Consider the following 12,876-nt stretch of genomic DNA (forward strand, 5'->3'; position numbering starts at 1 on the left):
CGGGGGTGATGGGCGTGGTTGGATGGCCGTGGTGGATTCTTGCGATCGCCGCCGTCATCGACATCACGATCCGTGTGATCGCGATCATCGTGATCCCGCGCAACCGCCGGCCTACATCCGCGATGGCCTGGCTGCTGGCAGTGTTCTTCATCCCGTACGTGGGCGTGCTCCTTTTCCTCGTCATCGGCAACCCGAGGCTGCCGCGTGCCCGTCGGCGTAAACAAGACCAGATCAACGCGTACATCAAAGAGGCCAGCGATCAGCTGCACTTCGGCACGTTGCGCCCGAACGCCCCGGAATGGTTCCCCTCGCTGGTGGCGATGAACCAGAACCTCGGGGCGCTGCCGATCTCCGGTGATAACGGCGCGCATCTGATCAGCGACTATCAGGAATCGTTGGACGCGATGGCGGAGACGATTCGCACCGCGACGGACTACGTCCACGTGGAGTTCTACATCCTGCAGTCTGACGACTCCACTGACAACTTCTTCCGCGCTCTCGAAGAGGTCGCCGCGCGCGGGGTCGAGGTGCGCGTGCTGCTGGATCACTGGGCGAACCGCTGGAAGCCGCGTTATCGCAAGACCATCAAGCGGCTCGATGCGATGGGGGCCGACTGGCACCTGATGCTGCCCATGCAGCCTTTGAAGGGGCGGATGCAGCGCCCTGACCTGCGCAACCACCGCAAGCTTCTCGTGGTCGACGGCAACGTCGGTTACCTGGGTTCGCAGAACATCACCGATTCCACCTACAACCTGCCCAAGAACATCAAGCGCGGGCTGCACTGGGTTGACCTGATGGCACGCGTCGACGGTCCGATCGTGCTGAGCCTGAACGCGATCTTCCTCAGCGACTGGTACAGCGAGACCGACGAGATCCTTTCCGAGATCGACATCACCCAGGCGGAGATCGGCAGCGCGGACCTGGACTGTCAGATCATCCCCTCCGGCCCCGGGTTCGAGGTTGAGAACAACCTGCGGCTGTTCCTCGCGCTGCTGTACGCCGCCCGCGAGAAGGTCATGATCGTCAGCCCATACTTTGTGCCGGACGAAGCTCTGCTGTTCGCCGTCAGCGCCGCCTGCGACCGCGGCGTGCATGTCGAGCTCTTCGTCTCGGAGGAGGGCGATCAGGCGGTCGTCTACCACGCTCAGCGAAGCTATTACGAGGCGCTGCTGCGGGCCGGTGTCCGCATCTGGATGTACCGCAAGCCGTACATTCTGCACACGAAGAGCCTGACGATCGATGACGAGATTGCGGTCATTGGTTCGAGCAACATGGACATGCGCTCGTTCGGTCTCAACCTCGAGATCTCGATGCTCGTGCGCGGCGAGGAGTTTGTTGCCGAGATGAGAGCAGTGGAAGACAAGTACCGCTCCTTGAGTCGCGAGCTCACGCTCGAGGAATGGATGCAGCAGCCGCTGCGCTCCACTGTCCTCGATAACCTTGCTCGGCTTACCTCTGCACTGCAGTAACGACTGCGTCAATATCGGCAGCGCTCTCTGCCACTGACGCGCGTCGAGCGATACTCTGAGCGCATGACTTCCTCTTTGCGTCTTGTGATGTCGGCAGCGGCTGTGCTCGCCACTGCTCTGCTCGTTGCCGGTTGCGCGACTTCGCCGGGATCGTCCACACCGAGCACGTCGAGCGCCCCGACCCCGGATGACTCTGGATCGTCGACGGCACCGGTGACTGAAGATGACTTTGAAGCGGCATGGCTCGACGATGGGCGTCTGTTCGCCATCGTGACCTGGGGCTCTTCGATGTGCGTTCCGGTCGTCGATGAGGTCACCGCGAGCGGGCAGACGGTCACGGTCGCTCTCGTCGATGCACCCAGCGCAGACGGTGCGGAGATGGCCTGCACCGAGGATCTCGTTCCTCGCGCGAGCATCGGTGGAGTTCCTGAGGGCGTTGATCCGAAACAGGACGTCGAGTTCATCGTCACCGTCGGTGACGTCACAGACGATATCGATCTTGACGGGAACGCCGCCCTTGCCGGTACCCCGGGTGAACCGTCTGACTTCCTGCCCAGTGCGGGCTGGTTCGACGATGAGGGCGTCGTGCTGCTCACTTGGGGATCGTCGACTTGCCCTCCGGTCGTGGAAAATCTCGAGGAACAGCCGGGCGGTGCGACGGTGACATTCAAGCCTCATGACGGAATTTGCACCATGGACATGGCGCCTCGAGCGACGATGCTCGGATTCAGCGATGACAGCGACGACAGCGACGAGGATGACTTCATTCTGACCCTCGTCGGTGACAACCTCGACGGCACAGTCACCGTGATCGGGAGCTGAGGGATCGAGCGCTGATCTCAGAGCGCGTCGGTGCGATGGCCCTCGGGCAACGTCACCAGCAGGGCGCCGGGGTCGACCCGGCACTCGATGCGCACGGCCAGACCGAATCCGTCGCCATCCAGTTCGATCGGGGTCGGTGCGACGGCAGCTGCTTCAATGCTCTGTGCGCGCAGATAGCGCACCGAAGCATCCTTGCCGCGCCGCTGCAGAACCAGCCGTCCGGCGCGGAACCGGCGCAGCACCGAGTTGTCCCACCAGATCTTGCGCCATACCCCGAGCCAGCCGAGTGGTCCGGTTGGCTGGATGATCGCGATATCCATTTCGCCGTCGGTGATGGATGCCGAGGGGATGAGGGAGATTCCCGCCGGCAGCGTGCCGCAGTTCGCGAAGAGCACGCTGTGCACCTTCGTGGAGTGCAGGCGAGATTCGTCCGCCTGGTAGACGATGCGAAAGGGCTTGGCATTGGGCAGTGAGCGTGCCGCGCCGTCGACATACGCCACCCAGCCCACTGACTTCTTCAGATCCGGCCGCGTGTTCGCGATCATGTCGGCATCCAGGCCCATGCCGGCCAGCACCACGAACGCATGCTCTCCGGTTTCGCCGTTGGCTCGGGTCAGCTTCGCCCAGCCGATATCGATGGGATGCCGGAACCCGCGCAGCGCCGCGCGAATCATCGCATCCGGATCCAGCAGGGGAAGACCGAGGTTGCGAGCGAGCAGATTGCCGGTACCGCTGGGCACGATCGATAGCGGCACCCCGGTGCCGGCCATCTCCTCGGCCACCGCGCGCACCGTGCCATCGCCGCCGGCGACGAGCACGACGTCCACGCCGCGATCCAGGGCCTCGCGCGTCATGCCTTGCCCAGCATCCATGACCGTTGTGGGGTAGAAAGCGGGGTGCGCCCAACCAGCGGTCCTCGACAGTTCGCGGACGGTAGCGCGCAGGCGCTTCTCGTCGACCTTGATCGGGTTGTAGATGAGAGCGGCCTGGCGGTGCTGCGAGGTGCTCTGCGTCATGCCGATCACTCTACGGCCAGCATCCGCTCGCGCGTGTCACGCCAACTAGACTTGTCGAATGATCGACCTTGCTCTTCTTCGCGACCAGCCCGACCTCGTCCGTCGCTCGCAGGCAGCCCGTGGCAACGACGAAGCCACTGTTGATGCGGCTATCGAGGCCGATCGTTCCCGTCGTTCGGCGCTGACCGCGTTCGAGGATCTGCGTGCCGAACAGAACGCTTTCGGCAAGCAGGTGGCGAAAGCCCCCAAGGACGAGAAAGCGGCTCTTGTCGCGCAGGTGAAAGAACTCGCTGAGCGGGTCAAGCAGGCGCAGCAGGCATCGAACGAGGCATCGGATGCCGCGGCATCCGCTCTCGGGCGCATCGAGAACGTGATCATCGACGGCGTCCCTGCCGGCGGCGAAGCGGACTTCGTTGAACTGCGCCGCGTCGGCGAAGCGCCGACATTCGACTTCGAAGCCCGCGACCACCTCGAGATCGGTGAGATCCTCGGCGCCATCGACATGGAGCGCGGGGCGAAGGTGTCAGGCTCGCGGTTCTACTTCCTGCGCGGCATCGGCGCCCGCCTCGAGATCGCACTGATGAACATGGCGCTCGACAAGGCTCTGCAAAACGGCTTCGTGCCGATGATCACCCCGACGCTGGTGCGCCCGGAAATCATGCAGGGAACCGGATTCCTCGGCGAGCACGCCGACGAGGTCTACCACCTCGACAAGGAAGACGACCTGTATCTCGTGGGCACGAGCGAAGTTGCGCTCGCCGGATACCACAAGGATGAGATCGTCGACCTGTCCGATGGTGCCCTGCGCTACGCCGGCTGGTCGACCTGCTACCGCCGTGAGGCCGGGTCGTACGGCAAAGACACCCGCGGAATCATCCGCGTGCACCAGTTCAACAAGCTGGAGATGTTCGTCTACACGACCCTGGAAGACGCCGAAGCGGAACACCTGCGCCTCGTCGCCCTGCAGGAGGAAATGCTGACCTCGCTTGGGCTGTCGTACCGGGTGATCGACGTCGCGGCGGGGGATCTCGGATCCAGCGCTGCGCGCAAATTCGACATCGAGGCCTGGGTTCCGACGCAGGGTGCGTTCCGCGAGCTGACCTCGACCTCGAACTGCACCACGTTCCAGGCTCGCCGACTCGACGTTCGCCACCGCCCGGCAACGGATGATGACGCGCCCGCCAAGACGCAGCATGTCGCCACCCTGAACGGCACACTGGCGACGACGCGCTGGATTGTCGCGCTGCTGGAGACCCATCAGCAGGCGGACGGCTCGGTGATCGTTCCCGAGGCGCTGCGGCCGTATCTGGGCGGGTTGGAAGTTCTGGAGCCGCAGGCATGACCGCCGCTTGGCTTGTCGGCCTCGACGTCGACGGAACGATTATCCTCCAGGACGAGACGATGAGTCCCGGCGTGCCCGAGGCCGTGGCCCGGGTCCGAGATGCCGGAAACATCGTCACGATCGCCACGGGGCGCAGTTGGATGGCCACCGAGCGCTGGGTCGACGAGCTGGAGCTCACTCCTGAATTCGTGGTCTGCTCGAACGGTGCGGTCACCATGCGCCGGGTGGGCGACAGTTGGGAGCGATGGAACGTCGAACTGTTCGACCCGACAACCGTGCTGGCGCTGCTCACCGAGCGGCTCCCCGAGGCCCACTACATGGTCGAGTTGGAATCCGGGCAGCGGCTGTTCACCGGTGAGGTCGATGACTGGACACTCGCCGGCGGTCGCCAGGTCACGCTGGACGAGTTGGGTTCGCGTCCCGTCTCGCGCGTGGTGGTCGTCTCGCCCGGGCACGACGAGGAGGACTTTCACCGACTGGTTGTGGATGCCGGACTCAACGAGGTTTCCTACGCGATCGGCTGGACGGCCTGGCTTGACATCGCCCCGCACGGTGTCGACAAGGGCACCGCGCTCGCACGCGTTCATTCCGAACTGGGCATTGACGGCGGCAACGTATTCGTCGCGGGTGATGGCCGCAACGACATCGGCATGTTCGAGTGGTCGCTACGCATCGGCGGACGAGCCGTTGCGATGGGACAGGCGCCGCCCGAGGTGAAGGATGCCTCGGGTGAGGTCACCGCTGACGTCGAAGACGGTGGGCTCGCGCTCGCGTTGGATACCCTGGTGAACCATCCAGCGGCTCCTCAGGTCGAAGCGCGAGAATGAAAGCGACTAGACTCGACCACTGATCAGCAGATTCATCTGTTGATGGAGGGTTGTCCGAGTGGCCGATGGAGCTGGTCTTGAAAACCAGTGGGCAGAAATGTCTCGTGGGTTCGAATCCCACACCCTCCGCAGAAAACTGACTGCGGTACTTCGTAGCACTGCAGTCAGAGTGAAAGGCATCGAGTGAGCGAGAAGATCCGCCGCCGCAGAACCGTCGCGCGCCATGGTCAGTTGCGATCGCCAGGACCTGTCGCGCAGCTGCTCAAAATGCTCGGCGTCGGGCTGACCGTCGTACTGGTGAGCGCGCTGAGCATCGGTGCTTTTGTGGTGACCGACCTCAGCAACACCGTCAGCGCGAATGCGGTCGAGCTCGAGGGGCAGGAGGCTGCTCCGCCGAACATCAGCGAGTACGAGGGCGGGTTCGACCTGCTGCTGGTGGGCACTGACTCGTGCGAAGTGGAGTACGCGCATCTGTTCGGCGACCGGTGCGCGGGGCCTGATTCCGAAGGCAACCTCAACGACGTCAACATCCTGCTGCACGTGTCGGAGGAGCCGCGCCGGCTCACCGCAGTGAGTTTTCCCCGTGACCTGATGCTCCCCATCCCGTCGTGCACGACGGAGAGCGGCGGCACCACTTCGGCGATGAGCAAGCAGCCCCTCAACAGCGCCTACATGTACGGCGGTTTGAACTGCGTCGCCAAGACGATCACTGAGCTCACCGGCCAGGACATCGAGTTCGCGGCATCCGTGACCTTCGGCGGTGTGATCGAGATCACCAACTCCATCGGTGGCGTCGATGTATGTCTGGCCAGCCCGATCAAGGATTATCACACCGGTTTGGACATGGCAGCTGGCACGCATACCGTCACGGGCCTGGAGGCGCTGCAGTTCCTGCGCACCCGGCACGGGGTCGGCGACGGCAGCGACCTCGGCCGCATCGGAAACCAGCAGCAGTACATGTCGAGCCTGGCGCGCAAGCTCATCAGCGGTGAGGTTCTCGGAAACGTGCCGACCATGCTGCGCCTGGCGAACACCGCACTCACCAACCTCGAGGCATCCACGTCGTTGACCAACCCGATGACGATCGCGCAGATCGGGCTCGCGGTCAAGGACGTACCGTTCGAGGACATCGTGTTCCTGCAGTACCCGACCTTCGGCGACCCGGCCGACGTGAACAAGGTCGTCTCCAACACGGCGGACGCTCAGCTGATGTGGGACGCGATCAACGCGAACCAGCAGCTGCAGGTGACCCATGTGAACACCGACAATGAGGGTGTCATCGTGGAAGAGCCGGCGGTCCCGGTCGACCCGGAAGCGGTGCCGGATCCCAGCGTGTACGCGCTGCCTGACGCCATCAAGGGCAACTCGGCGGCTCAGGCGACATGCTCGAACGGCAACGTTCGGTAGAGCAGGCCTCAGCCGGTCGTCGATCTGCGGATGACGAGCTCAGGCGGGAACACCGTCTGACGCGGGATGCTGGATGAATCCGCTGCTTCTTCCAGCAGAACCCGCAGCGCGGTGCGCCCGATCATGCGGCTCGGCTGACGGATGGACGACAGCGGAACAGCCGCCGCGGCAGCGAACGGGTTGTCGTCGAAACCGATAATGGCGATCTCGTCCGGGACGAGCATCCGCCCATCGATGACCAGGGACTGCAACAGGCCGAGCGCCAGCAGATCGTTGGCGGCGAAGATCGCATCCGGCCAGTCCCGTCGTGAACGCGCCAGCACGCGAGTGCCGGCGGCAGCGCCCTCTTCCGCCGTCATGGCGGCCGTGGCGATGACCTCGAGATCGACGGGGACGGCGGCATTCTCTGCGGCAGCACGCGCGCCTGCGAGGCGGTCGGTGACCTGGCGCATCTCGAACGGGCCGCCGACGAAGGCGATTCGGCGTCGTCCCGCCTCGATCAGGTGATCGATTGCGAGCCGTCCGCCTGCGACGCTGTCGACCGAGACGGATGAGAACCCGCTGTCGGCGCTGAAACGGTCGACGAGAACAGTCGCGATGCCACTGGAGCGGAATCGACGCAACTGCGTCATCACATCGCCGTACGGTGCGATGAGGAGTCCGCGAACCTGCTGTTCGCGAAAAAGGTCGAGGTACACCTTCTCCCGGGAGGGATCCTCATCGGTGTTCCCGTACAGGATCGCGATTCCGTGGCGGGTGGCCTCGTCCTCCGCTCCGCGGACGACGTCGTTGTAGAACGGGTTCTGGCCGTCGAGCACGACGAACCCGACCGTCGAGCTGACCCCGCCGCGCAGTTTTCTGGCCGCGTCATTGCGCACGTAGCCGAGCTCTTCGATGGCCTGTCCGACTCGTTCGACCGACTCTGCAGACACTTCGTCGGGACGGTTGAGCACATTCGAAACGGTGCCGACGGAGACGCCGGCACGCTGGGCGACATCGCGGATACTCACCGACATTCTGCATTCCTTTTGATTGATCGGGTCACGATTAGGTCACCGTGGGGTTGACGTCCTCGGGTTGTTTCATACACTAGCCTGAACGCTCATGAATCGATTCATGTAGTTTCAAAACGAAGCATCCGGATTCACCTCAACGGAGAGGACGCGCCAATGGCCGTCGAAGACGACAATCCCCGTTTGCGCAGCCCCGCGCTGGAGCTGCATCGTGTCGTGAAGTCTTTCGGGCCGGTCATAGCGCTGCGCTCGGGCAGTCTCACGCTGCGGCCGAACTCGATCCACGCGCTCATCGGCGAGAACGGGGCGGGTAAATCGACGCTCGTGAAGATCATGGCGGGCCTGTACCGCCGCGACTCCGGCGAGTTCCGGTTGCACGGTGAAGCGGTCGATTTCTCTAGCACCGCACAGTCAAAGGCTTCCGGAATCGCCGTGATCTACCAGGAGCCCACGCTGTTTCCTGATCTCTCGGTCACCGAGAATATCTTCATGGGGCGCCAGCCCACGAACAGGGTCGGGCGCATCGATCGCAAGGCGATGCGCCGAGAGGTCGAGCAGATCTTCGATCGCCTCGGCGTCGCCCTCGATCCCGACCGTCTCACCGAAGGCCTGTCGATCGCGGACCAGCAGATCATCGAGATCGCCAAGGCGATCTCCTTGGATGCCAGTGTGCTCATCATGGATGAGCCGACTGCTGCGCTCAGCGGCGTCGAGGTCGACCGGCTCTTCGCCGTAGCCCGAAGCCTGCGAGATGAGGGCCGTGCCGTTCTGTTCATCTCCCATCGGTTCGATGAGGTGTTCGCCCTGTGCGACACCGTCACCGTGATGCGCGACGGCGCGTACATCAGCACGACGCCGATCGCCGAGACCACCTCCGACGAGCTCGTACGGCAGATGGTCGGGCGCGATGTCACCGAGTTGTTTCCCAAGCAGATCGTTCCCGTCGGGGACCCACTTCTCGAAGTCTCGGGCCTGACGAGCGCAGGCATCTTCCACGACATCTCGTTCACCGTGCGTGCCGGTGAGATCGTCGCGCTCGCCGGACTCGTCGGCGCTGGTCGCAGCGAGGTCGCTCGAGCCGTCTTCGGCGTCGACCCCTACCGAGAGGGCGAGGTACGGATACTGGGAAAGACGGTGCCGCACCGTAGCCCCACGGACGCGATGCGGGCAGGCCTCGCCCTGGTTCCCGAAGACCGGCGCAAGCAGGGGCTGGTGATCGAATCCGGGGTGGGCAGCAACATCACCCTGGCGATCCGCGGCCGGCTCGCGAAGCTCGGCCTACTCACAACCGGCATCGAGAACCGCGCTGCAAAGGAATGGGCCAGCCGCCTCGAGGTCAAGACGCATGCGCTCGACTCAGTGGCATCGACTCTGTCCGGCGGCAACCAGCAGAAGGTGGTCCTCGCGAAGTGGCTGGCGACGAAGCCTCGCGTGCTCATCATCGACGAGCCGACGCGAGGCATCGATGTCGGTACGAAGTCGGAGGTGCACCGCCTGCTCTCGCAGCTTGCCAGCGAGGGGATGGGCATTCTCATGATCTCCTCCGAACTGCCTGAAGTCCTGGGCATGGCCGACCGCGTGCTCGTCATGCGCGAGGGGCGTATCACCGCCGAGATCGACCGCGCCGAAGCCACCAGTGAGAACGTCATGTTCGCCGCGACGCACGCAACGGAGATCCACTCGTGACCACCATTTCGGCTCCGCGCGCAGGGCTGCGCAAGTCATTCGGCGGCGTCGGCAAGGCGCGAGAGGTCGGCATCCTGATCGCCCTCGCTCTCGTCGTGATCGCCGCAACCGTGAAGAACCCGAACTTCTTGTTCAGCGCTGACGGGTGGCGCGACCTGCTGCTCACGCCGTCCATCCTCATGCTGGTGGCAGTCGGACAGGCGATCGTCATCATCACCCGTAACGTCGATCTCTCCGTCGGGTCGGTGATGGGCCTGACCGCCTACCTGACCGGGCGACTATTCATCGACATTCCCGGCATCCCGATCATTCTTGTCGTCCTTGCCTCGGTCGTCTTCGGCGGACTGCTCGGGCTGATCAACGGCGCGATCGTGGCTCTTGCCAAGGTCCCGGCCATGGTGATCACCCTCGGCACGCTATATGCCTATCGAGGAATCAACGTGCTGTGGGCCGGGAGCGACAGGGTCAACGCATCCGACATGCCGAGGGGCTTTCTCGCGCTCGGAACAGCCCAGGTGATCGGGATTCCCGTGCTTGCCATCGTCGCTCTGATCGTTCTGGCCGTCGCCGCCTGGTACATGCGCAACACCCGGGGCGGTCGTGAGTACTACGCGATCGGCTCAGATCCCGCTGCGGCAGAGCTCTACGGGCTCAAGGTCACGCGGCGCGTGCTCTCGGCTTTCGTCCTGTCCGGTGCTCTCGCGGGGCTCGCCGGTGTCTTCTATGCGGCCCGCTACGGCTCGGTCAGCTCACAGGCCGGTGCGGGATGGGAACTGGATGCGGTGGGTGCCGCCGTCATCGGAGGAATCGCCATCATGGGCGGCGTCGGCTCTGTCTGGGGCGCGGCGATCGGCGCGATGCTGCTGATGACCATCAACCGCGCCCTGCCGATTCTGGGGATACCGGACTTCTGGCAGCGGGCCGTCGTTGGCGCGCTCATCATCGGAGCCATCGTGCTTGACCGCGTACTTGCCGTCAGACAGAGACAGCAACTGATCGAGGCGAGGGATCAATCATGACGATGACAACAACCACGGGCTCGATCCGTGTGATCCGTGACCATGATCGTTCCCTCTGGCGCAGGATTCTGCTGACCAGAGAGGTCGCGATCATCGCACTGCTCGTCCTGGTCATGATCGTCGCTGCCACGTCGGTGAAGGGCTTTGCTCAGCCGATCACCGTGAACTACCTACTGCTCGATGTCGCACCGATTCTGCTCATCGCCCTCCCGATGGCCCTGGTCATAGTCACCGGCGAGATCGATCTGTCCGTGGGCAGCATGGTCGGCCTCGCCAGCGTGGTGACCGGCGTGCTCACGCAGGCCGGTGCTCCGTTCGAGGTCGCGGCGCTCGCGGCGCTCGCCGTCGGTGTGATCGGCGGCGCGGTCAACGGATTCCTCGTCACGGTCGTCGGGCTTCCTTCGCTTGCCGTGACGATCGGCACACTTGCGCTGTTTCGCGGCCTCGCCGTCGGCCTGCTCGGAACCACCGCCGTTACGGACTTCCCCGAGCAGTGGACGGCTCTGGCTAAGGCGAAGATCGCCGGGACGACGATCCCGTACATCGTGATTCCGTTCCTCATCCTGCTGGTGATCTTCGTCGTGCTGCTGCACTTCACGCCATTCGGTCGTGGGATCTACGCGATCGGCCTGTCGAAAGAAGCAGCTCGATTCTCCGGGGTGCACGTTGAACGGACGAAGTTCATTCTGTTCGTGCTCTCCGGTGTCGTGGCGGCGTTCGCCGGGATCTTCTTCACCCTGCGCTTCGGGAGCGCGCGTGGCGATAATGCCACCGGACTCGAGCTGCAGGTCATTGCCGCGGTCGTGCTCGGCGGCGTCTCGGTGTTCGGTGGACGCGGACAGCTGCACGGTGTCGTCGCCGCGGTGCTGCTGATCGGAGTGCTTTCCAGTGCTCTGCGCCTGGCCAACGTGACCTCTGACGTGATCAACATCATCACCGGCGGACTGCTCGTCCTGTCTGTGGTGGCGGCAAGCCTCCTCAGCTGGGCGCACCGGGTTCGAGCCAGGCCGACTCCAGCGCTTCGACGAGCGGTCACCTCGACCAGCTGAGATCTCCGTGCCGCCGGCATCCGTCTGCGGCAGCCCCAACGAAAGGAAGAACAATGAAGTTTGCACGCAAGCGTGTCACAGCATTCGCCGCTGTCGCCGTTGCCGCGGCCCTCGCCCTGACCGGCTGCGCTGACACCAGTGGTTCGACGGGTGGCGGCGACGCCGGAGGGTCGGATGGCGGATCATCGGACAATCTGTCGATCACGTTCCTGCCCAAGAACCTCGGAAACCCGTACTTCGACACCTCCAGCACGGGCGGTAAAGCCGCTGTTGAAGAGCTCGGCGGCACGTTCGCCGAGGTCGGACCGGCCGAGGCCACCCCTGACGCCCAGGTGAGCTACATCAACACCGCCACGCAGCAGGGCGTCGGTGCGCTCGTCGTCTCGGCGAACGACCCGAAGGCGATCTGCGATGCACTCAACGAGGCTCGCGACGCCGGAGTGAAGGTCGTCACCTTCGACTCCGACACCAACCCCGAGTGCCGCGACCTGTTCATCAACCAGGCCGATGCTGCCGGCATTGCCAAGGTGCAGGTCGACCTCATCGCAGAGCAGATCGGCGGTGCGGGTGAGATCGCGGTGCTGTCGGCATCTGCCAACGCCACCAACCAGAACGCGTGGATCGATCTGATGAAGGAGTACCTCGCCAGCGACTTCCCCGACATCACTCTCGTCGAGACTGTGTACGGCGACGATGATGACCAGACGTCGTTCGACAAGACGGCGGCACTGCTGCAGACGCACCCCGAGCTGAAGGGCATTGTTTCGCCCACAACGGTCGGCATCGCGGCTGCTGCGCGCTACCTGTCGACCTCGGACTACAAGGGCACGGTTGCGATCACCGGTCTCGGCACGCCGAACCAGATGCGCGAGTATGTCGAGGACGGCACTGTCACCGCGTTCGCGCTGTGGAACCCGGAAGACCTCGGCTACCTCTCGGCATTCGCTGCGGCGGCGCTGATCTCCGGTGACATCACCGGCGCTGAGGGCGACACGTTCGACGCCGGCGACCTGGGCGAGTTCGAAGTCGGTGCTGACGGCACCGTTCTGCTCGGCGAGCCGTTCGTGTTCGACGCAGAGAACATCGGTGAATTCGACTTCTGAGTCGACTCGCCCGGTTCGCAAGAACGCACGAACCTCGCAGGAATCTCAGGATTCTCTGCGAGGTTCGTGCGTTTCTGCGTAGTTTGTGCGCGGCGGCGTGCCGACCTGCAGGCGAGGCTGCGC

11 protein-coding genes and 1 tRNA gene are annotated in these 12,876 nt (G+C 64.2%); 10 read left to right on the forward strand and 2 right to left on the reverse strand.

The genetic code is table 11. The annotated features are described in order from the left end of the window. The first annotated feature begins 14 nt into the window (after positions 1-14). Positions 15-1,469: a cardiolipin synthase gene (cls, locus tag ACSS7Z_RS03215; RefSeq protein WP_438253015.1), complete on the forward strand. Its 1,455-nt coding sequence runs from the start codon at positions 15-17 to the stop codon at positions 1,467-1,469. Positions 1,470-1,532: 63 nt separating this feature from the next. Then, complete coding sequence (locus tag ACSS7Z_RS03220) at positions 1,533-2,291, forward strand: hypothetical protein (protein ID WP_438253017.1); 759 nt, start codon at positions 1,533-1,535, stop codon at positions 2,289-2,291. 17 nt (positions 2,292-2,308) lie between these two features. Here ACSS7Z_RS03220 and ACSS7Z_RS03225 read toward each other — a convergent pair whose 3' ends face one another. Beyond that, positions 2,309-3,307, reverse strand: a complete 999-nt coding sequence (locus tag ACSS7Z_RS03225; protein WP_438253018.1) for a diacylglycerol/lipid kinase family protein — start codon at positions 3,305-3,307, stop codon at positions 2,309-2,311. 58 nt (positions 3,308-3,365) lie between these two features. On the opposite strand from ACSS7Z_RS03225, the gene serS reads away from it, so the two are divergent. The 4 genes from serS (at position 3,366) to ACSS7Z_RS03245 (ending at position 6,883) form a co-directional block, all read left to right on the forward strand. Then, the gene (gene serS, locus ACSS7Z_RS03230; RefSeq protein ID WP_438253019.1) at positions 3,366-4,649 is read left to right on the forward strand and encodes a serine--tRNA ligase; all 1,284 of its coding nucleotides are present in this window, start codon (positions 3,366-3,368) and stop codon (positions 4,647-4,649) included. Next, the gene (locus ACSS7Z_RS03235) at positions 4,646-5,476 is read left to right on the forward strand and encodes an HAD family hydrolase (RefSeq protein WP_438253020.1); all 831 of its coding nucleotides are present in this window, start codon (positions 4,646-4,648) and stop codon (positions 5,474-5,476) included. The genes serS and ACSS7Z_RS03235 overlap by 4 nt, the downstream gene beginning before the upstream one ends. Positions 5,477-5,520: 44 nt before the next feature. After that, a tRNA-Ser gene (locus ACSS7Z_RS03240) sits at positions 5,521-5,605 on the forward strand. Between the two features lie 54 nt (positions 5,606-5,659). Then, the gene (locus tag ACSS7Z_RS03245; RefSeq protein WP_438253021.1) at positions 5,660-6,883 is read left to right on the forward strand and encodes an LCP family protein; all 1,224 of its coding nucleotides are present in this window, start codon (positions 5,660-5,662) and stop codon (positions 6,881-6,883) included. An 8-nt stretch (positions 6,884-6,891) separates the two neighbouring features. Here ACSS7Z_RS03245 and ACSS7Z_RS03250 read toward each other — a convergent pair whose 3' ends face one another. Next, positions 6,892-7,899, reverse strand: a complete 1,008-nt coding sequence (locus ACSS7Z_RS03250; RefSeq protein WP_438253022.1) for a LacI family DNA-binding transcriptional regulator — start codon at positions 7,897-7,899, stop codon at positions 6,892-6,894. Positions 7,900-8,052: 153 nt separating this feature from the next. Between ACSS7Z_RS03250 and ACSS7Z_RS03255 the strand changes: the two genes are divergently transcribed. The 4 genes from ACSS7Z_RS03255 to rhaS are packed head-to-tail and all read left to right on the forward strand — an operon-like array spanning position 8,053 to position 12,753. Continuing rightward, the gene (locus ACSS7Z_RS03255; protein ID WP_438253023.1) at positions 8,053-9,582 is read left to right on the forward strand and encodes a sugar ABC transporter ATP-binding protein; all 1,530 of its coding nucleotides are present in this window, start codon (positions 8,053-8,055) and stop codon (positions 9,580-9,582) included. Next, positions 9,579-10,601, forward strand: a complete 1,023-nt coding sequence (locus ACSS7Z_RS03260) for an ABC transporter permease (RefSeq protein WP_438253024.1) — start codon at positions 9,579-9,581, stop codon at positions 10,599-10,601. Before ACSS7Z_RS03255 ends, ACSS7Z_RS03260 begins: the two co-directional genes overlap by 4 nt. Continuing rightward, the gene (locus ACSS7Z_RS03265) at positions 10,598-11,650 is read left to right on the forward strand and encodes an ABC transporter permease (protein ID WP_438253025.1); all 1,053 of its coding nucleotides are present in this window, start codon (positions 10,598-10,600) and stop codon (positions 11,648-11,650) included. The genes ACSS7Z_RS03260 and ACSS7Z_RS03265 overlap by 4 nt, the downstream gene beginning before the upstream one ends. 53 nt (positions 11,651-11,703) lie before the next feature. Further along, positions 11,704-12,753: a rhamnose ABC transporter substrate-binding protein gene (rhaS, locus tag ACSS7Z_RS03270; protein ID WP_438253026.1), complete on the forward strand. Its 1,050-nt coding sequence runs from the start codon at positions 11,704-11,706 to the stop codon at positions 12,751-12,753. Positions 12,754-12,876 lie beyond the last annotated feature (123 nt).

Source organism: Microbacterium wangyouchuni, assembly GCF_051546305.1.
Lineage (GTDB): Bacteria > Actinomycetota > Actinomycetes > Actinomycetales > Microbacteriaceae > Microbacterium.